Annotated in this window: 17 protein-coding genes and 2 pseudogenes; 9 read left to right on the top strand and 10 right to left on the bottom strand. The window is 61.0% G+C overall.

The features are described 5' to 3' along the window. Window positions 1-88 precede the first annotated feature (88 nt). Window positions 89-445 carry a DUF4406 domain-containing protein gene (locus HJB84_RS23005; RefSeq protein WP_221117013.1) on the top strand — a complete coding sequence of 119 codons (357 nt, stop codon included), beginning with the start codon at window positions 89-91 and terminating at the stop codon, window positions 443-445. 219 nt (window positions 446-664) lie between these two features. Then, the gene (locus HJB84_RS23000; protein WP_221117012.1) at window positions 665-1,285 is read left to right on the top strand and encodes a glutathione S-transferase family protein; all 621 of its coding nucleotides are present in this window, start codon (window positions 665-667) and stop codon (window positions 1,283-1,285) included. Here HJB84_RS23000 and HJB84_RS22995 read toward each other — a convergent pair. The 5 genes and pseudogenes from HJB84_RS22995 to HJB84_RS22980 all read right to left on the bottom strand — a co-directional run. After that, complete coding sequence (locus HJB84_RS22995) at window positions 1,270-1,635, bottom strand: MmcQ/YjbR family DNA-binding protein (RefSeq protein ID WP_221117011.1); 366 nt, start codon at window positions 1,633-1,635, stop codon at window positions 1,270-1,272. The two genes, HJB84_RS23000 and HJB84_RS22995, sit on opposite strands and share 16 nt — an antisense overlap. 70 nt (window positions 1,636-1,705) lie before the next feature. Next, a complete protein-coding gene (locus HJB84_RS22990) occupies window positions 1,706-2,356 on the bottom strand; it encodes a glutathione S-transferase family protein (RefSeq protein ID WP_221117010.1) in 651 nt (216 codons plus the stop codon). Between the two features lie 169 nt (window positions 2,357-2,525). After that, window positions 2,526-2,708, bottom strand: a pseudogene (locus HJB84_RS34150) (hypothetical protein); the annotation flags it as partial. Further along, window positions 2,702-3,679, bottom strand: coding sequence for a phosphodiester glycosidase family protein (locus HJB84_RS22985; RefSeq protein WP_221117009.1), 978 nt, complete (start codon window positions 3,677-3,679; stop codon window positions 2,702-2,704). The pseudogene HJB84_RS34150 and the gene HJB84_RS22985, both read right to left, overlap by 7 nt. 126 nt (window positions 3,680-3,805) lie before the next feature. Continuing rightward, a pseudogene (locus HJB84_RS22980) lies at window positions 3,806-3,948 on the bottom strand (LysR family transcriptional regulator); the annotation flags it as partial. 272 nt (window positions 3,949-4,220) lie between these two features. Here HJB84_RS22980 and HJB84_RS22975 point away from each other — a divergent pair. Then, window positions 4,221-4,712: a GNAT family N-acetyltransferase gene (locus HJB84_RS22975; RefSeq protein ID WP_221117008.1), complete on the top strand. Its 492-nt coding sequence runs from the start codon at window positions 4,221-4,223 to the stop codon at window positions 4,710-4,712. A gap of 13 nt (window positions 4,713-4,725) precedes the next feature. Here HJB84_RS22975 and HJB84_RS22970 read toward each other — a convergent pair whose 3' ends face one another. Further along, window positions 4,726-4,920, bottom strand: coding sequence for a hypothetical protein (locus tag HJB84_RS22970; protein WP_207583427.1), 195 nt, complete (start codon window positions 4,918-4,920; stop codon window positions 4,726-4,728). Between the two features lie 112 nt (window positions 4,921-5,032). On the opposite strand from HJB84_RS22970, the gene HJB84_RS22965 reads away from it, so the two are divergent. Continuing rightward, a complete protein-coding gene (locus HJB84_RS22965) occupies window positions 5,033-5,929 on the top strand; it encodes a LysR substrate-binding domain-containing protein (RefSeq protein WP_221117007.1) in 897 nt (298 codons plus the stop codon). 1 nt (window position 5,930) lies between these two features. Here HJB84_RS22965 and HJB84_RS22960 read toward each other — a convergent pair whose 3' ends face one another. Further along, entirely contained in the window at window positions 5,931-6,596 is a 666-nt protein-coding gene (locus HJB84_RS22960; protein ID WP_221117006.1) for a glutathione S-transferase family protein, read from the bottom strand. A 124-nt stretch (window positions 6,597-6,720) separates the two neighbouring features. Beyond that, on the bottom strand, window positions 6,721-8,088 hold the full coding sequence (locus tag HJB84_RS22955) for a TIGR03808 family TAT-translocated repetitive protein (RefSeq protein WP_221117005.1): 1,368 nt from the start codon (window positions 8,086-8,088) through the stop codon (window positions 6,721-6,723). Between the two features lie 260 nt (window positions 8,089-8,348). Here HJB84_RS22955 and HJB84_RS22950 point away from each other — a divergent pair, with 260 nt between their 5' ends. Then, window positions 8,349-10,646 (top strand): EAL domain-containing protein, encoded by a 2,298-nt coding sequence (locus HJB84_RS22950; protein WP_221117004.1) that lies wholly within the window; start codon window positions 8,349-8,351, stop codon window positions 10,644-10,646. A 36-nt stretch (window positions 10,647-10,682) separates the two neighbouring features. Here the strand turns inward: HJB84_RS22950 and HJB84_RS22945 are convergent, their stop codons facing one another. Further along, window positions 10,683-11,405 (bottom strand): LuxR family transcriptional regulator, encoded by a 723-nt coding sequence (locus tag HJB84_RS22945; protein WP_221117003.1) that lies wholly within the window; start codon window positions 11,403-11,405, stop codon window positions 10,683-10,685. A 489-nt stretch (window positions 11,406-11,894) separates the two neighbouring features. Between HJB84_RS22945 and HJB84_RS22940 the strand changes: the two genes are divergently transcribed. Beyond that, a complete protein-coding gene (locus HJB84_RS22940) occupies window positions 11,895-13,685 on the top strand; it encodes a PAS domain-containing methyl-accepting chemotaxis protein (protein ID WP_221117002.1) in 1,791 nt (596 codons plus the stop codon). Between the two features lie 19 nt (window positions 13,686-13,704). Here the strand turns inward: HJB84_RS22940 and HJB84_RS22935 are convergent, their stop codons facing one another. Next, window positions 13,705-14,676, bottom strand: coding sequence for a glycerophosphodiester phosphodiesterase family protein (locus HJB84_RS22935; protein WP_221117001.1), 972 nt, complete (start codon window positions 14,674-14,676; stop codon window positions 13,705-13,707). A gap of 121 nt (window positions 14,677-14,797) precedes the next feature. On the opposite strand from HJB84_RS22935, the gene HJB84_RS22930 reads away from it, so the two are divergent. The 3 genes from HJB84_RS22930 (at window position 14,798) to HJB84_RS22920 (ending at window position 18,406) form a co-directional block, all read left to right on the top strand. Continuing rightward, the gene (locus HJB84_RS22930) at window positions 14,798-15,628 is read left to right on the top strand and encodes an alpha/beta fold hydrolase (protein ID WP_221117000.1); all 831 of its coding nucleotides are present in this window, start codon (window positions 14,798-14,800) and stop codon (window positions 15,626-15,628) included. Between the two features lie 214 nt (window positions 15,629-15,842). Further along, window positions 15,843-17,201: a tetratricopeptide repeat protein gene (locus HJB84_RS22925; RefSeq protein ID WP_207583435.1), complete on the top strand. Its 1,359-nt coding sequence runs from the start codon at window positions 15,843-15,845 to the stop codon at window positions 17,199-17,201. A 194-nt stretch (window positions 17,202-17,395) separates the two neighbouring features. Continuing rightward, the gene (locus HJB84_RS22920; protein WP_207583436.1) at window positions 17,396-18,406 is read left to right on the top strand and encodes a ligase-associated DNA damage response exonuclease; all 1,011 of its coding nucleotides are present in this window, start codon (window positions 17,396-17,398) and stop codon (window positions 18,404-18,406) included. Window positions 18,407-18,512: the final 106 nt, after the last annotated feature.

Below are 18,512 nucleotides of genomic sequence, written 5' to 3'. Positions count from 1 at the left end.
CGACATTCAAGAAATATCATGCATTTTCACGAAATCCCGTGCATGAAGCCGGGAGTGCTCACGCAGAAGCGGAGCGATGGAGTGGATGATGTTGATTTTGATTGCCGGCCCATATCGGTCCGGAACCGGCGACGACCCGGAAAAAATGGCCGCCAACTTGAAGCGGCTGGAGCAACCCTCGCACGCACTGTTTGTCGCCGGCCACGTGCCGATGATCGGCGAATGGTTGGCCCTGCCGATCTGGCACGCCGCCGGCGGTAAGTCGGTCGGGGACGCGCTTTACGAGGAGATTTTCCACCCAGTCGCCGGCCGGCTGCTGCAGCTCTGCGAAGGCGTGCTGCGCCTGCCGGGCGATTCCAAGGGGGCGGATAACGACGTGCGCATCGCCAGGGAGCGCGGCATCCCGGTCTGGCATCGGCTGGAAGACGTGCCGGGCTGCGGCTGAAGACTTGCGCGGCGCCTCAGCGTTGCTCTTCGCTTAAGCTCAGCGCATTTGCGGCTTTGCTCACTCCCTCGACCGACCCTTCGGGGCGGTTGAGGGAGACGGCACGGCATGCCGATCATTGCTCCTCGCCCGCGCCGACGCAGAGACAAAACCCAATCTCCCCAGTTCCGGCGCACCCATCCCTGCGCTATATCACGTGCCGAAAGGGAGTGGATCACCATGCTGACATTGTACTACGCGGCAGGAACCTGCGCGCTCGCAAGCCTTATTGTCCTGGAAGAATCAGGCCTCGCCTTCGAAACGAGAAAGCTCAGCTTCGCCAATGGCGAGCAGCGCTCGCCGGACTATCTGAAGATCAACCCAAAGGGCCGTGTGCCCGCCCTTGTCACCGAGCGCGGCGTGCTGACGGAAACCCCGGCAATCCTCAGCTTTATCGCTGAAAGCGCGCCGGACGCCAAGCTGGCGCCGCTCGGCGATGCCTTCGAATTGGCAAGGCTGCAGGCCTTCAACAGCTATCTCTGTTCGACCGTGCATGTGAACCATGCCCATCGCCCGCGCGGCTCGCGCTGGGCCGGCGATCAGGCGGCGATCGAGGCGATGAAGGCGAAAGTGCCTGAGAATATGGCGGATTGTTTCACCCTGATCGAAGAGACGATGTTCAAAGGCCCCTGGGCGATGGGCGAGGCCTATTCGCTCGCCGATCCCTATCTCTTCGTGATGACAGGCTGGCTGCCGTCCGACGGTGTCGATCCCGCCCGCTTCGAAAAGGTCAGTGATCACCACGCGCGCATGCTGCAGCGCCCCGCCGTCCAGCGGGCGCTGGCCTACGATCGAGGCTGATATCCGGAACGGGCAGCAAGTTTCCTCGGCGCCCGGAACAGCCAGGCGCCGATGAGCCGCAACCGTAATTCCTCGTCGCCGATCACGGCGGCGCGCACTGGCAGATGGGGCCAGCCGATATAATGCGCGGTCTGGAAATAGATGTCGGGCGCCATTTCGAGCAGATGATCCTTGTCGTCCAGACCTATCGAGATCACGATCGTCTCGGCGTCCTTCACCGCGACGAAGCTCCTTCCGGCGACCTTCAGCGCCGGGTTGCCATAGGAGGTGCTTTCCTCGACATCGAGCAAGCCTGCTTCCGCAGCCAGCTGCTTGAGGCGCTCAAATATTGCATCGACGTCGCCGGCCATTGTCTCACCTTCCCCTCATTGATCCGAAACCTGAAACCACGCCCGCTTCGGACAGAAAGCGGAACCTTTGTCAGCCTGCCGATGCGGCGGTGAACACCGCCAGCTGGGCCGCGAAAGCACGCTGATAGGCCGGCCGGGCTTCGCCGCGGGCGACATAGGCGGCAAGGTTTGGATATTCCTCCAATAGACCCGATGCTTGCGCCCTGAGCAGCACCGTCACCATCAGCAAGTCGCCGGCGCTGAACGCACCATCGAGCCAGTCGGCATCGCCAAGGCGAGCGGAAAGGCTCCCCAGCCGCTTGCAGATGCTGTCTTCGAGGGCACGCAGGCGCTGCTCGTACCAGGGTTCGTCGCGCTCGAGGATTGTGGCGAGGCTGCGCTCGAAGATCGGTGGCTCTACTGTGTTGAGCGCGGCAAACATCCACGTGACAGCGCGTGCCCGGGCATTCGTATCCGCCGGCAGCAGTTCCGCATGGCGCTCGGCGATATGGAACACGATCGCGCCGGACTCGAACAGAGCGAGATCGCCTTCTTCATAGGTCGGAATCTGCCCGAAAGGATGAAGCGCCAAATGCGCGGGCTCCTTCATCGTCTTGAACGAAACGAGACGAACCTCGTAAGGCTCGCCCGCTTCCTCGAGCGCCCAGCGAACGCGCATGTCACGCGCCAGACCCCGGCCGCGATCCGGCGAGCGTTCAAAGGCGGTAATGGTAATCATCATCGCTTCCTCCCTATAATTTTATCCTTAGATCGATGCCGATGTAAGGCGTTATACAATGGCTTGAAGACGGCTGGCGAAACGAGATTCCGACACCGATGCTCGCGATAATCCTCGCCGGGGCCAGATCAATTCAGCGCGGCAAGCCTTGAGACTATCGCCAGATCCCTCGCAAGGCCCCGCCAGACGGGACATGAACCGTGGAGCCGGGCTGGATGCCGGCCGTAACGAGATTGCGGACCGTCTTGTTGGTGAAGAGGCCGCGCATCATGGCTTACCAGTTTCCACGGCGCGATGAGAAGACGTTCAGGTCGCTTGGATTGTCGCCGCGCTCGATCAGATGCCGACCTACTTCCGCTCGACCGTCAGTACCATCGGCATGGCCCAATTGGCCTCGGAAATCGGCCAGCTGAGCAGGTTTACGCTGTCGTCGTCCACCTGAGCTTCCCATCTAGCGTAGAATTTTTGCCGATAGTCATTCAGCCGGACACTTCGGCAGGCGAGAGGACCGCCGTCGAGATTGAGGGCCACCTTGAGATTGAGCGGCGAGGTCTTCAGAAACTCTGCCAGCCGGTCGAGAGAAAAGAACGCGTCCTTTGTCGTGCCGATGACGATACGTCCCAAATCGTCCCTGGCGACGAAGGTTCGGTTGGCGAGCCAGCGGCTTTTCACATTCACATGAGTCTGCCCGTCGTCGCCGATCAGGAGCGGATAGGAAACCATGGCGTTCGACGCGCCGGCAAAGGCGACCCGCCAATCTTGATGGGTCAGATCGCGGATATCGGCAGCGTCTTTGCCGGCAATGAAGGCGCCGGCCTTCGCGTCATATTGCTGGGGCCCCATCGCAATACCCTCGCTGATGAACGGTGTGTCGGGCCTGCCATGCTTGTCATAATAGCTGCCGTTGACGATGAGCACTGCGTTGGGCAAAGCCTTTTCCCATTCGTCGATGCCGGTATCGCCCGCAGCCGCATTGCGGGTGACGAATCGAAAGCGGGCCGGGTCAATTCTGCTGAGAAAGATCCGGTCGACCTCGCGGCCATCGGCAAGAACCGGCAGCTCCGCCACTTCGAAGCCCGTCTCCGGCTCTTGCCAGACCAGCGGCCCGGGCAAAACGGCCGGGATTACCGGGCTCAACGCCAACCGCATGGAGGCGGAAAGGCGCTCGTCGTCAGGTTTGACTTTGACCCAATAGGTTCCACCGCGCCGCAGGACGGTGTTGAAACCATAAACACCCGCGACCTGCCAGAGCCAGCCGGCGCTGACGACAATGACGACCGTTAAAATTGCTAGGAGTCCGAACAGGATCTTTCGAATTGCTGGCACTGAAAATCTCTTTGCTGAAACAGATAGGGCTTCGCGACGCCGGGTTGGCGTGGCGTCGCCCGAATGCAGCTCCCAAGTAAGGTTTTTCTACGGTGGAAAGGCTGCCCGCTCTGTCGAAATAGCCCTTCAGCTTGCCAGGGCCAGTCCTCCGTAACGGCTGATTTCGCTCTCGATCTGTCTGACCAGAGTGTCGAGCGCCGGGTTTCGCCTCTTGCGCCCACGACGGAAGACATAGGAGGCGACGGCAGCCTGTCGGTGATGATCTGCATCTACAGGCGGAAGTGATGGGGTGGCGATGGAGGGCGTCTGGATGACATCACGCAATTGATTGGTCCCCTGCGAAGCCTGGACAAAGAGGCCGGCGAGCTTCAGTATCAATCCGCATTCGCTCATTCGGGTATCAGGCCCCAATAGGAGAACGCCTTTGTTTGCCGTCGCAAAATATTCAGAACGCACTGGCCGAGGCGGAAGGACGAGACGCGGCTCGAATTCAATCGAGGGCTAGTCTTGCTGCTCGGCCTTGACGCGCCAAAGCTTGCGCATGTCCAATGTCGAGAAGAATATGATCATCGAATTGACTGCTTATGATTTCGCCGCGTTGCTGAACGGCGCCGCGCCCGCAGATACGCGCCTGGTTCCCGATAGCGCGATCGCCCCTCCGGATGTTCTGGAGATGCTGGCGAGGATCGCCGCGGAGATCGGCGCCGAATTTACCCCCTCCGCCTGGATGATTGTCGAGGATGGCGAGATCGTCGGACTGTGCTCCATCATCCGTGCGCCTGAGAACGGCGAACTCCACATAGGCTATGGGATTGTTCCGGGTCGCGAGCGGCGTGGATACGTCACGCGCGCTATCGGAGAATTGCTCGAATGGGCGCGGAAAGACCCGCGCGTTAGGCTCGTTTCGGCCGATACGGGCGTGGAAAACATCGCCTCGCAGCGTGCCCTTGAACGCAACGGATTTATCCGCACCGGCGAACGCATCGATCCGGAAGACGGTCAGGTGATTTGCTGGCAGGCATCGATCGCCTAAGCGGCGCGCACCGTCACGCGCATTTCGCCAGCGGCGGTTTGGCCTCGGCGGAAAACCCGGTCTCTGCCCCGAGCGGAAGATCGGCAATTTCGCGCATCGACATGCGCTCGACCTCGGGATGCCGAAGCGGATCGTCCTTCCAGACTAGCGTAGTGTCTGCACCGCCCATGGCAAGGGCGGGCTTCAAGAAAAACTTCAGCAACGACATGGCATGCCTCGCTTTCTCCGGCGGTGCGGGATGATGGCCGCAGGCTGTAATGTCGGCTCTCCTAAGCGGATTTTCAATTGAGATTAAGGCGACGCTGCTATAGAAAAACTGCATGAAGAACCTCAACACGGTCCATCTCAACGGCCTCAGGGCGCTCGAAGTCGTCGGTCGTCTGGGCTCGCTGCAGGCCGCCGCCGACGAGCTCGGCGTCTCGGTCGGCGCCGTCAGCCAGCAAGTAATCAAGGCCGAAGCCCAGCTCGGTCAGGTGATCTTCGAGCGCACCGCCAGGGGAATGATCGCCACCGCAGCCGGCCGGCCCGTGCTGCTCGCGCTCAACGAGGGTTTTGCCCGTCTTTCGGCGGCGGTGTCGATCGCAAGCCGCAAGGACGATACGATCCTGACCATCTCGGTGGCGCCGGTTTTCGCCGCCCGCTGGCTCGTCTACAGGCTCGATCGCTTCGCCGAGCGTCATCCCGATATCAAGCTGCGGCTGGATGCAACGACCAATCTCGTCAACCCGGCGCTTTGCGATGTCGATATCGGCATCCGCGTCGGCACCGGCAATTGGCCTGATGTGAAGGCCGAACTGCTGCTGGAGCAGGAGGTCTTTCCGGTCTGTTCGCCTGAGATGGCGGCGAGATTGCAAGAGCCAGCCGATATCCTGGCGCTGCCTGCCGTCGTCGACGGCCGCGCCATGTTCACCTGGGAGGTCTGGATGCGCGAGGCGGGGCTGTCAGGCGCGACACCCGCGACCCGCCACGTCTTCAACGATGCTTCGCTGTGCCTGGATGCGGCGATCGCCGGGCAGGGCGTCATGCTTGCCTGGCAGACGCTAGCCGCCTTTGCGCTCGCCGAAGGCCGGCTCGCTGCCCCCTTCGGCATTCGCGCCCGAACCGGCTTCGGCCATTATTTCGTCACTGCCGAAGGCACGCGCGAGCCGAAGAAGGTCAGGGATTTCAAAGCCTGGATCCGCGAGGAAATGACCGGCACGCTGGCGCTGTTCCGGTAACTCAGGCCTCGGCCGGCTCCAGGCTGCGGCCCGCCTGCATCGCCTTATAGGCCTGGCGAGACTGGCAGCGCTCGATCCACGCTTTGATATTGGGATGTGCGTTGAAAACGGCCTCCTCGCTCTGGGCGTAGCGCAGCACCTCGGCGATATTGAGATCGGCAACAGTGAAGCGGTCGCCGACGATCCATTCCCTGCCGGCAAGGTGGTTTTCGAGAGCCGCAAGCGGCCGGCGCAGCGCGCGGCAGGCGGCGGCGATCACCTGCTTGCCCTCATCGCTGTTTTCCAGGCCGTTATCATAGGTCAGAACGATCTTTACCGTCTCCGGCTCGACCTGCGAAGCGGCCCAGATCGACCACATCGTCAACAAACCGTCTTCTTCGACGGTTTGTCCGGAAAGCGGACCGCCATGTTTACGGGCGAGGTAGAGATTGATCGCCAGCGACTCGTGCATGACGAACTCGCCATCCCTGATGCTGGGGATCTGTGACATCGGGTTGACCGCACTAAAATCCGGGGAGTGCGTGTTGAGGGGCGCCTCTGATGCCAGCGGGTCTGCGAGCCGCCTGGCTTGCAGCACCGGCACCGACCGGAACTCCAGCCCAAGCTCCTCCGCCATCCAGTAGACGCGCGAGGCGCGCGATCGATAAACTCCGTAGATTGTCAGCATGACCGTATCCCCTCAATGTTTCCGAGAGACCGTAGTTGCGCGATCGGCCCCGGAAAAGTCCCTGCCGCTGATGGGATGATGAAAGCTTTTGATGGCGGAGTTCCAGGCACTCGCGAAAACGAAGTCACGAAACGCGGTTGCGCTCGACGGTGAGCTGCGCATAAGGCGAGCCGCCGCCGGCCATCTCGGCCGACACTTTCTTCTCCCACTGGAAGCCTAAAACCGCGCCTTCTATGGTTTCCTGGAAGATGTTGTCGGTGATGACGGCGGTGCCGGCGCCATCGGCGACCGAGACGGCGCATCCCACAGGCGCCTTGCGCACCACATTGCCGCTGACGACGACGTTGCGCAGATAGGGACCCCAGCCGATCTGCATTCCCCAGCGCGGCGCGCCTTCGATCACATTGCCTGAGATCAGCGTATCGGCCTCCGCCGCGATGCCGATGCCGAAACCGACCTCGTGCTGGTAGGGCCCTTTCAGCGTCAAGTTGCGCACGACATTGCCGGTGACGCTCGCCAGCCTGCCGCCTTCGTCGAAATTGGCGATCGAGATGCCGTTCGCTGCCCCGTCGATCATGTTGGCGGAAACGACGGCGCCTTCGAAGGCGAATTCGACATAGATCGCCGTCTCGCCGGATCGCCGGCACTGGTTGCTGCTGATCTGGATGTCCGACGCCGAATTGGCGCGGATCGCCGTGAAGGCGCAGTCGGAGATATGGTTGTTCACCACCATCACCCCGTCGGCACGGAAGATATTGATGCCGTTGCCGTTTTCGCCGGTGCCGCCGTCATTGGCGCGGATGTTGGAGATGCGGTTGCCGGAAACGACTGTGCCGTCCTCCGCCTTCTTCCAGCGATGCACCAGAATGCCGCCATTGCCGCAATCCGAGATCGTATTGCCGGTGACCGAAAGATTGGCGGAATCGACCGCATAAAGCCCGGATTGCCCGGCACCGGAAATACGGCTGCGCTCGATCCGCCCGCCGCAGCGCTCCAACTGCAGCCCGTGTTTGCGGCTGCCGCCGATCTCGCAATTGTCGATCAGCAGTTCGTCGACGCCGGTAAATTGCAGCAGACCGCCGGCGTGGTCGGCGAGCGAGCGATTGCCGCCGTCGATGACGAGATTGGAAAGCTCGATGCGGCGCACGTTCTCGGCCGAAAACAGCTGGCCTTCGCCGGTGTAGACGATCCGCGAGGCGCCGGGCACGCCCGATATGCGTGTATTGTCGGGCAGGGTCAGATTGGAGATCCGGTAGGTGCCGGGCGGCAGGAAGACCGGCACGTTTTCCCGCGCCGCCTGTTTGATCATCTGCTCAAGGTTGCGGTTTTTGCGGTCGCCGCTTTCGGGAATGGCGCGATATTCCGCTGCGTCGATCGTCCCGCGCAAATTGGGCTCGGCGGCCGCCGTCCGCGGCGAGGCCAGCGCACGCGATGCCCCGCCCGCAATCGCCGAGGCGGCGAGAAGGAGCAGCATGTCGCGGCGTGAAGGCATCCCGGGCTCCCTGATCATGGCGTGTTCATTCATTGGCATGTCCATAGCAGGAAACATGCCAGGGGGCCTGTCTCTTTCTGGGGCAGGCGGCCGAATTTGCGGTTATGGCGATCGGCAACGGCAGGATATCGCCGCGGATTTTGTCGTCTTGTTCACCCTTTCATTTAAGCAAGCCGAAGGGAATGGGGACTACTTTGAAGGGAATTTTTCGGGTGACGATGCGGGGTGTGGGCCTTCGGCCCACCGGGGAGAATGGCGGCATGCACGAACCGAGTGCCAGGCGATGGGAATCGACCGATGCCCTGTCGGCCGAAACGCGGCGCGTCGTCGCCGCGACGGAGGCGATGATGGCCTCGACTGCCCATCACCTCTCCGAAGGCATCGAGAACCTGCGCCTCAAGGCAATCGTCCACGAACTTCCGGATTTCCTCTACGTCAAGGATCGTGACGGCCGCTTCGTCTTCGCCAATGCCGTCACCGCCAGCAGCCTCGGCCTCGAGAGCGCTGATCTGCTCACCGGCAAGCGTGATTTCGACCTGTTCGATTTCGAGACGGCTCGCCGCCATTTCGATATCGAGCAGCAGATCATGGCGACGGGACAAGCCTCTATCGACATGGAGGAAAGCTACGTCCTGCCCGGCGGCAAAAGGCCGATATGCCGGCTGACCTCGAAGATACCGCTGCGCAACGACCGCGGCGAGATCGTCGGCCTGATCGGCGTCTCCCGTGATATCACCGAACGCAAGCTTCAGGAGGATCTCCATCGCGGCCAGGCGAAACTGCTCGAAATGATCGCCCGCAACGAGCCGTTGCCGATGATCCTCGAGGCGCTGGTCCTGATGATCGAGGAGCAACTGACGGATATCGATGGCTCGGTGCTGCTGCTCGACAGCGAGGGCACCAGGCTTTACCACGGCGCGGCGCCCAACCTGCCCGGCGGCTACAGCCGGCTCATCGATGGTGTCACGATCGGTCCTAAGGTCGGCTCCTGCGGCACCGCCGCCTGGCGCGGCCAAGCCGTGATCGTCGATGACGTGATGAGCGATCCGCTGTGGGAGGATTTCCGCGCCTTGATTGCCCCCTTCGGCTTCCGCTCCTGCTGGTCGACGCCGATCGCCACCGCGCAGAATAACGTGCTCGGCACTTTCGCGCTCTATTCCAGACAAGTCCGCCGTCCCACAGAGCACGAGATGAAGCTGGTGGCGCTCGCCACCCACATTGCCGGCATTGCCATCGAGCGCAAGCGTGTCGATGACCGCATCCACTTCATGGCCCATCACGACGATCTCACCGGCCTGCCGAACCGCGCCTTCCTGAAGGAACGGCTGGCGAATATTCTCGACCAGGCCCGGCGCAACAACCGCAAGGTCACCGTCGCCTATATCGATCTCGACAATTTCAAGGATATCAATGACGGCCGCGGCCACGCCGCCGGCGACGAGGTGCTGAAGGAAACCGCCGCCCGCATGGCCAACAGCGTCAGGGCATCCGATATGGTGGTGCGCCTCGGCGGCGACGAATTCCTCGTGGTGCTCGTCCATCAGTCGAGCCACGATGCCGGCATCACCCGCCGTCTGCGCGAGTTGCAGAAGGCCATCAACCGGCCGATCCGCAGCGACGGCGGCGAGATCACCGTCACTTCGAGCATCGGCGTCGCCGCCTTTCCCTTCGATGGCGCAACCTCGGAAGTGCTTCTCGCCAATGCCGACCGCGCCATGTACCGCGCCAAGGAACTCGGCCGCAACACATTGCAGCACCACGATGGCGGCAGTACGCCAGTCGGAATGCCGCTCGGCGAGCAGGAGGAATTGCACCAGGCGATCACCGGCGACCAGCTTTTCCTGCAATACCAGCCGCAGGTCGATGTCGCCACCGGCCGCATCACCGGCATCGAGGCGCTGGTGCGCTGGAACCATCCGGCCAAGGGCAGGGTGCCGCCGGTCAATTTCATCCCGCTTGCCGAAGAAACCGGCCTCATCGTTCCCCTCGGTCTGTGGGTGCTGAACGAGGCCTGCCGCCAGGCGCGCCTATGGCAGGATATGGGCCTGACGCCGCTGACGATCGCCGTCAACGTCTCCACCAAACAATTCGCCGATCCGGATTTTGCCACTCACGTCGCCGAGGCGCTGGAGCGCCACCGCCTGCAATCGCGCTGGCTGGAACTGGAGGTCACCGAAAGCGTGGTAATGCAGGATGCCGACCGCGCGCTCGCCATGATGGAATCGCTGCGGGCGCTTGGCGTGCGCCTGTCGATCGACGATTTCGGCTCCGGCTATTCCAGCCTGGCGGCACTGAAGACCTTCCCCTTCGACCGCCTGAAGATGGACCGTTCGCTGGTCGAAGCCCTGCCGGGCGACAAAACAGCCGTCGCCATCGCCTCGGCGGTGATTTCGCTGGCGCAGACGCTGAAGCTTTCGGTTCTCGCCGAAGGCGTCGAGACCGACGCCCAGATGGAGTTCCTGCGGCACGCGCGCTGCGAAGAGGCGCAAGGCTACCGCTTCTCCAAGCCGGTTTCGCCGGAAGAGATTCCGGCATTGCTGCGGGCGCGGGACCTCTGAGATTTAATCTCACAAGCCTGCCAATCGCCGCGATTTCTAAACACGAATGATATTGAGCCGCAGAGCGCTGACGACGGCCTGCGTTCTCGTCGTACATCCCAGCTTCTTGATGGCGCTGCCGATGTTATGGTTGACCGCATTCTCCGTGAGATCGAGAAGCTTCGCAATTTCATTGCCCTTCCTGCCGCCGGCAGTCAGCGTCAGGCAGTCCAGTTCGCCCCGCGTAAATTCGATGGGCTTGTGTTTCTCGTTCAATGTGAGTTGTGAAAGCCGGTCATAAATGAGTGTGGCGATAAACAGGAGCTTCGCCATTTCGATCATGTCGAAATTCCGTAGCCCAGAAATCGACATGGCGCCGCGTCCGCCCGCGGCATCGTGAACAGGAAAATAGGCGCCTTTTCCCATGCCGTACTGGTGGAACAGCTCGATGACCGTGGACTTCTTGCCTTCGCCACGATCGGTATTGATCGCTTCGACATCATAGTTGAACGGGCTGGTTGATCTCAGCATCCGCCGGATGACCGGACTGTCGATCATCAGATTATGGGCGTCATAATAATCCACCATTTCCGCCGGCCAGTTGGCAATGATTTTGGTTGCGCCTATTTCGACGAAGTCGACCGTGGGTAGCGTCATGATCAGGAAAGTATTCATTCCAAGGTCCTGAGTGAGGCCCTTCATATATTTGAACACTTCGTAATGCGTGTTGAAGCCTGCCGCGACTTCCTCAATTCGGTAGAATTCGGCCTCGAGCTTCATGTCTTTCTCCGATCAGCCGTTCGCACCCGGGCGCTTGGCAACTGGTGTACCCACCGAACACCGCCTGTCTCGGAAGTCGATTCCATACGCTCGAAGGCGGATGCAACTTTGCCGCCGCGGAGGAAGAATCGAACGGCCGCCAAGTACCGGAACACAAGCATAAAGGGGCGGGTAATACTTAACAAAAAGTAAACCAATCCTCGGGCTTTTGGGGACAGGCCAAGGTGAAAAATCCCCAACTTGACCTCCGAGATCCTCGCCGAGGGATATTCTACCGTCCTGGAGTCTCTCCAATGGAGAAGTTTAAGTAATTGATTTTAATTTGCTAATTTTGACAATTTCCCCTGGCGCGGAGGGCCGCGTCGCCGAGCGGTTCGGTTAATGGGTGCTTAATGAATTTAGCGGATTTTATTTTCAGGTTGCTCGTCCAGCGCAAGCCCGTGATGGGTCGCGGCAGTCATTCGTTCAGACCTGAGTAGGGGGAACAGCATGAAGAAAATAGCATTTGGTTTCGGATCTGATGCCAAGGCAATATTGGCGGCAATGAGCAGGTCACAGGCCATCATCGAGTTCGACCTCACCGGCAAAATTCTAACCGCCAATGCTAATTTCTGTGCCGCGCTCGGCTACAAGTTGTCTGAGATTGTCGGCCAACACCACAAGATATTCGTCGAGCCGGCGGACGCCGCGTCGGCCGACTATCGCGAGTTCTGGGCGAAGCTCGGCCGAGGCGAGTACGATCAGCGCCAGTACAAGCGCATCGGCAAGGGGGGCAAGGAAATTTGGATTGAGGCTTCCTATAACCCCGTCTTCAGCGGCGAAAAACCATACAAGGTCGTGAAATTCGCGACCGACATCACGAAGCAGAAGCTGCAAAGTGCTGAAGACGCCGGCAAATTGAACGCACTTTCGCGCGTCCAGGCGGTTATCGAGTTCACACCGAAGGGCGAGATTCTGTCGGCGAACGAGAATTTCTTGTCGGCTCTCGGCTATCAGATTGCGGAGATCACCGGTCGCCACCATTCCATGTTTTGCGAAAATGCTTACGTCAACAGTGACGAATATCGGCGGTTCTGGGAGCGTCTGTCGGGTGGGGAGTTCGTCGCGGATGAGTTTCTGCGCATAGGCAAGGGCGGAAAAAGGATCTATATCCAGGCCTCCTACAATCCGATTTTCGACATGAACGGCAGGGTATTCAAGGTTGTCAAGTTCGCGACCGACGTCACTGCCCGCGTGAACAATGTCGATCAGCTGGCAGGATCGTTGATGGCCCTGTCTGGCGGAGATTTGACCCAGGAAGTCGCAACACCGTTCATTCCCACACTGGAGAAACTCCGGACCGACTTCAACGCTGCGGCTACCAAGCTCCGCGAAGCGATGCAGGTCGTCGCCCAAAATGCAACGGGTATCGCTGCCGGAGCTCAGCAAATTCGTTCCGCGTCGGACGATTTGTCAAAGCGCACGGAACAGCAAGCCGCTTCCGTCGAGGAAACCGCAGCTGCGCTTGAAGAGATCACCACAACGGTTTCCGATTCCAGCAGCCGCGCCCAGGAAGCCGGCCAGTTGGTGCGAAGGACCCGCGAAAATGCCGAGCGCTCCGGAGCGGTGGTCCGCAGCGCGGTCGAGGCGATGGGGAAGATCGAAACATCGTCCGCGGAAATCGGCAATATCATCGGCGTCATCGACGAGATTGCGTTTCAGACCAATCTATTGGCGCTTAACGCAGGCGTCGAGGCGGCACGCGCCGGCGACGCCGGCAAAGGGTTTGCGGTCGTAGCGCAAGAAGTTCGCGAGCTTGCTCAGCGATCAGCCAAAGCGGCAAAAGAGATCAAGGAGCTCATCATCGCATCCAACGAGCATGTGAAGAGCGGGGTGACCCTCGTTGGCGAAACCGGCAAGGCCTTGGAGGAAATTGTCGCCCAGGTTCAGCAGGTCAACGGCAATGTTCTCGCGATCGTCGAAAGCTCGAAGGAGCAGGCGACGGGATTGAAGGAAATCAACACCGCCGTAAACACCATGGACCAGGGTACGCAGCAGAATGCAGCCATGGTCGAGGAATCGACGGCAGCCGCCCATAGTCTCGCCAGAGAGGCTGACGCGCTCTTCCAGCTGTTAGGGCAGTTCAACATCGGCGGCCTGGCCTCACGACAACCACGCCCCGTTGTGGCAACTCCAGCTTCCAAGCCCGTCGCATCGCCACCGCGCGCAATGGCTGCGAAGGTGAGCGCCGCCTTCCATGGCAATGCGGCAATTGCCGGCGGCGACTGGCAGGAGTTCTGAGACCGGGCGCGGCGGTTCCTCATTTCATAGCCTTGCCGATCGCTTCGATCTCGTTCGTCCAGATGCCTGCCGCATAATTCTGCGGCAGGCGCGCCAGGAGCGCGGGGTCGTCGATGCCGGCGGAAAAATCGCTACCGCGATAGGGGCCGAGCACGAAGACCTCAGTTCCGGCATCCTGCATCCGGTTGAGAAAACGGTCCGGCCAGCCCCAGAGCCATGGCGCAATATTGATCGGCACCAGCATCATGGCGTGTCTGCAGGCATCCGGCGGCAAGCCGGTCCAGCCATAGCCGATGTAGCCGGTAAGGCAGGTCTTCAGGCTCTTGCGCGAGGCGGTCTTGAGATCGGGCACGAGCCGGCGCAGGACATCGATCGGCTCGTCGCCGCCATAAACGATGATCTGAGCCCGTCGCTCAGTGGAAAGCCCGTTCAGCACGGCTGCGAGCTTTTCACCCTCGGATGGATCACGGCTCTTGACGTTGATGAGGAAGCGCCGATCGGGAAAAGTCGAAAGCACCTCGGCAAGCGTCGGCATCATGCCGATGCCGCGGCCGCGAAACGGAAACGTCTGGCCGCCATCGGCGGTATAGCCGTAGCCAATGTCGAGCTTTCGCATCTCCGCCATCGAATGCTCGCGCGTGACGCCGCGGCCGTCGGTGCGGCAGTCGAGCGTCCAGTCGTGAAAGACGGCGAAAGCGCCGTCCGTCGTCGGATGCACGTCGATCTCGACAATATCGGCGCCGGCAGCAAAGCCTGCCTGCATCGAGCGGATGGTGTTTTCGAGGTAATCATGTTTCGGCGGCAGCATGCGGCTCGCCGTGCAGGTATCGTTCTTCAGATCGGTCTCGTCGAACCGCTGGGCAATGCCGCGATGGGCGAGTAGTTCAGGCTTTCCCGGACGCTGCTCCGCCAGAAGGCTGGTATTGTTGAGGTAGATGCCGGCCGCGGCCAGTGCGATTGCGCCGGCGCAATAGAAAAGCTTCCTGCCCAATGCCGCTCCTCCTGATTGCACCTAGAGATTCAACAGCTAGAAAGCGATTCTGGTTGTTCTTGGGCTCTTTTCCGGCTTTTCTATGCCAATGGCTTATATGCCGGAAAGGATTGTCATCGCGATGGAACAACAGGACGACGAGCTCATCCATTTCGAAGCGCATGGCGCGGCCGCCTTGCCGCCGGCCGCCGTCGAAGGTCATGTTGGGCGGGACGGCGCCCGCATCTGGTATGCGACCTATGGCGACGGCCCGCCGGTCATCCTGCTGCATGGCGGCCTCGGACATAGCGGCAACTGGGGCTACCAGGTCCCGGCGCTCCTCAGCAGCGGCCGCCGCGTTGTGCTGATCGACAGCCGCGGCCATGGAAGAAGCACCCGCGATTCCCGCCCCTATACCTATGAGTTGATGGCGGCGGACGTTCTCGCCGTCATGGACGATCTCTCTCTCGAAAGGGCGGCCTTCGTTGGCTGGAGCGATGGCGCCTGCATCGCTTTGATCCTCGCCATGACGGCGCCGTCGCGTGTCGAGGGCGTCTTCTTCTTCGCCTGCAACATGGATCCGAGCGGCACGCTGGAATTCGTCCCGACCCCGGTCATCGACCGCTGTTTCAGCAGGCATGCCAGGGATTATGCCGCATTGTCCGCGACGCCGGACGATTTTCAGCCCTTCGTCGAGGCGGTCAGCCTGATGATGCGGACGGAGCCGAATTATCAGGCTGCCGATCTCGCCAGGGTCGACGTATCGGTCGCCATCGCCCTCGGCGAGCACGACGAATTCATCAAGCCCGAGCACGCCGAATATCTTGCCCGCGGCATTCCCAACGCGCAGATGATCTATCTCACGGGCGTCAGCCATTTTGCGCCGCTGCAGCGGTCGGCGGAGTTCAACGCCGCGGTGTTGTCCTTCCTTGACGACATCGGCACACAAAAAAATGAAGACTTGCGGCGTTGAGCCGCGGCAGCGGAATTTCTTAAGAATTCGGTAACTTTTTCGTATCGGCAAACGTAGGATCCTCTGGGAAGGATTCGTTTGTCGTTCGTTCACGGAAACCTTCGGGCCGCCGCCCACCCATGCGACTTCCTATGCATGGGCGGATTGTGCGGTTCGATGGCCGGTGCTCGATCCGCGGCTCCCCCGCTTGAATTGAGAAGGCCAGGGAGCCGGAATGATCAGCATCGATATGGAAGAAAGAATTTCGATCGCGCGCAAATCGCTGAATGACGCCATGGGTTTTCAGGCGTCGGGAGATCTCGAAAGCGCCGAGAAAGCCTATGTCAGAGTCCTGCACAAGGACTATCGCACGATAGATATTCTACCGCTCCTGGCGGGTGTCGTCGCAAAGAGAGGCGATGACGAAACCGCTCTCTACTACTGGAATAAACTGCTCGGCCTCAATCCCGGCCATCTCGTCGCCCTCATGGAAAAAGGTGCGCTGCTGCGCCGGCTCGGCCGGTCGGCGGAAGCGGTCGGCTGTTATGAGATGGCGCGTGGCCTGTCACCGGAAAATCCTGTCGTGCGCAACAACCTCGCCGTGGCGCTCGCCGATTCGGGCCGGCAGCCGGAGGCGCTTGCCGAGTTTCGTCATGTTCTGCGGCTGCAGCCGGACAATATCAACGCCTGGCATCAGATAAGGCGCATCTCTTCATCGATCGTACCCTTCTGGCACATCGCCATGATGAACGACACCAGACGCAACGACGCTTTCGAAGCGGCGATCCGCCGTGCCATAGAGCTGCGCGGAGCCGACGCGCAGATCCTCGATATCGGCGCCGGCAGCGGCCTGCTGTCGATGATGGCGGCGCGCGCCGGCGCTACCAATATCGCGACCTGTGAGACTGTGGCTGTCATCGCGCAGACCGCGGAGCGGATCATCGCTGCCAATGGTTATCGCGAACAGATCGATATCTTCGAAAAGCCCTCGACCGAACTTTCTGTCGGCAGGGAGATGAAAGCTCGCGCCGACATTCTGATTTCCGAGATCCTTTCGAGCGATCTCCTGGCCGAAGACGTGCTGAAAACCTTCGAGGACGCCCACGCCCGACTGGTCCGCGAGGACGCTATCGTCATTCCACGCGCCGCCGCTGCCATGGGCTGCCTGGTTGCCAGCGAAACGCTCTCGAACTATGCCCATGTCGGCGAGGTCTGCGGCTTCGACATGTCGCAGTTCAATGCGCTCGCCCCGCTGCGTCTGCCGGTTCACGGTACGATGACCGAGTGGACCAGGCTTTCGGATGATTTCGAGATCGCCACAGTGGATCTCACCGCTCGCAAACATACTGCTGCGTTGCGTAAGATATCGGTGCCTGTTCAGGCAAACGGCACCGCAGTCGGGGTCGTCCAGTGGATGAAAGTCGATCTGATCGAAGGCGTGGTTTTTAGCAATCACCCCGACGACTATCATGATGGCGGCTGGCTCCAGGTTCTTCACACCTTCCCGCAGCCGGTAGACGTCCGTGCTGGGACGTCACTGGACATGCTGGTTGGCCACGACAGAACGAGCCTGCTGATGACGCCGGTCGTCTGAGCAACCGGCTTGCGTCACCGCCAAGGAGATCATCATGGCCGTCTTGAGGAAAGGCGGCCATTGACGTTACTGTCCGAATTGTTTCGACCAGCGTCCGATGGAGTCGAGCTTATGCATTGCGCGTTTCCGGCGCATTCGACAATCCCTGTTTCCGCCCTCTGGCCTCGCGTCCATTTCCCGCTATCTCTCGTTTCATGAGACCTGATGCGCTGCTCTATCCTGCCCCCGAAGGGCTCTATTGTCCGGAAGGCGGCTTTTATGTCGACCCGGTGCGGCCAGTTGAGCAGGCGCTCGTCACCCATGGCCATTCCGACCATGCCCGGCCGGGCCATGTGAACGTACTTGCCACCCGCCAGACGCTCGACATCATGCGCCTGCGTTACGGCGAGGGTTTCTGCGCCAGTGAGCAGGCGGCGGCCTTCGGCGAGGAACTGCTGGTCAACGGCGTCAAGGTGAGCTTCCATCCCGCCGGCCATGTGCTCGGCTCGGCCCAGATCGCCATCGAGAAGAGCGGCACCCGCATCGTCGTCTCGGGCGACTACAAACGCCGCCCCGACCCGACCTGCGCGGCCTACGAGCCGGTCCCCTGCGATGTCTTCATCACCGAGGCGACCTTCGGCCTGCCGGTCTTTCATCATCCGGATCCGATGGACGAGATCGGCAAACTGCTGGCCTCACTCAGGCAATTTCCCGAGCGCACCCATCTCGTCGGCGCCTATGCGCTCGGAAAGGCGCAGCGCGTCATCAGGCTGCTGCGCGATGCCGGTTATGCCGAACCGATCTATATCCACGGCGCCATGGAAAAACTCTGCGACTATTATGTCGAACAAGGGATCGATCTCGGCGAGCTGCTGCCGGCCACCGTCGAAAGCCGTGACAAATCCGCCTTCAAGGGTGCCGTCGTCATCGGCCCGTCATCGGCCTTCGCCGACCGCTGGGCCCGCCGCTTCAACGAGCCGCTGCCGGCCTTCGCCTCCGGCTGGATGATGGTGCGCCAGCGCGCCAGACAGCACGGCGTCGAACTGCCGCTCGTCATCTCCGATCATTGCGACTGGCCGGAACTGACGGAAACCATTCGGGAACTGCACCCGGCCGAGGTCTGGGTGACCCATGGCCGCGAGGAGGCGCTGGTGCGCTGGTGCCAGCTGCAGGGCATCAAGGCCAAACCGCTGCATCTGGTCGGTTATGAGGATGAGGCAGATTGAGGCGATGAGCGGCACCCTGGATCAAAACCCCTCCCCAACCCCTCCCCAAAAGGGGGAGGGGCTTAACCTGCCGCATCGTCTCGCGATGAAATCACCGAAAACGCTG

Origin of the sequence: Rhizobium sp. NZLR1b (assembly GCF_019685155.1) — a bacterium.
Taxonomy (GTDB): Bacteria; Pseudomonadota; Alphaproteobacteria; order Rhizobiales; family Rhizobiaceae; genus Rhizobium.
The sequence above is the reverse complement of the archived record's forward strand: the minus strand, read 5'-3'. Positions and strand labels throughout refer to the sequence as shown.

Excerpts from the sequence above, each read along its gene's own strand:
- HJB84_RS23005 (WP_221117013.1), top strand. The coding sequence starts at position 89 with ATGTTGATTTTGATTGCCGGCCCATATCGGTCCGGAACCGGCGACGAC.
- HJB84_RS23000 (WP_221117012.1), top strand. The coding sequence starts at position 665 with ATGCTGACATTGTACTACGCGGCAGGAACCTGCGCGCTCGCAAGCCTT.
- HJB84_RS22995 (WP_221117011.1), bottom strand. The coding sequence starts at position 1,635 with ATGGCCGGCGACGTCGATGCAATATTTGAGCGCCTCAAGCAGCTGGCT.
- HJB84_RS22990 (WP_221117010.1), bottom strand. The coding sequence starts at position 2,356 with ATGATGATTACCATTACCGCCTTTGAACGCTCGCCGGATCGCGGCCGG.
- HJB84_RS22975 (WP_221117008.1), top strand. The coding sequence starts at position 4,221 with ATGTCCAATGTCGAGAAGAATATGATCATCGAATTGACTGCTTATGAT.
- HJB84_RS22970 (WP_207583427.1), bottom strand. The coding sequence starts at position 4,920 with ATGTCGTTGCTGAAGTTTTTCTTGAAGCCCGCCCTTGCCATGGGCGGT.
- HJB84_RS22965 (WP_221117007.1), top strand. The coding sequence starts at position 5,033 with ATGAAGAACCTCAACACGGTCCATCTCAACGGCCTCAGGGCGCTCGAA.
- HJB84_RS22960 (WP_221117006.1), bottom strand. The coding sequence starts at position 6,596 with ATGCTGACAATCTACGGAGTTTATCGATCGCGCGCCTCGCGCGTCTAC.
- HJB84_RS22955 (WP_221117005.1), bottom strand. The coding sequence starts at position 8,088 with ATGCCTTCACGCCGCGACATGCTGCTCCTTCTCGCCGCCTCGGCGATT.
- HJB84_RS22950 (WP_221117004.1), top strand. The coding sequence starts at position 8,349 with ATGCACGAACCGAGTGCCAGGCGATGGGAATCGACCGATGCCCTGTCG.
- HJB84_RS22945 (WP_221117003.1), bottom strand. The coding sequence starts at position 11,405 with ATGAAGCTCGAGGCCGAATTCTACCGAATTGAGGAAGTCGCGGCAGGC.
- HJB84_RS22940 (WP_221117002.1), top strand. The coding sequence starts at position 11,895 with ATGAAGAAAATAGCATTTGGTTTCGGATCTGATGCCAAGGCAATATTG.
- HJB84_RS22930 (WP_221117000.1), top strand. The coding sequence starts at position 14,798 with ATGGAACAACAGGACGACGAGCTCATCCATTTCGAAGCGCATGGCGCG.
- HJB84_RS22925 (WP_207583435.1), top strand. The coding sequence starts at position 15,843 with ATGATCAGCATCGATATGGAAGAAAGAATTTCGATCGCGCGCAAATCG.
- HJB84_RS22920 (WP_207583436.1), top strand. The coding sequence starts at position 17,396 with ATGAGACCTGATGCGCTGCTCTATCCTGCCCCCGAAGGGCTCTATTGT.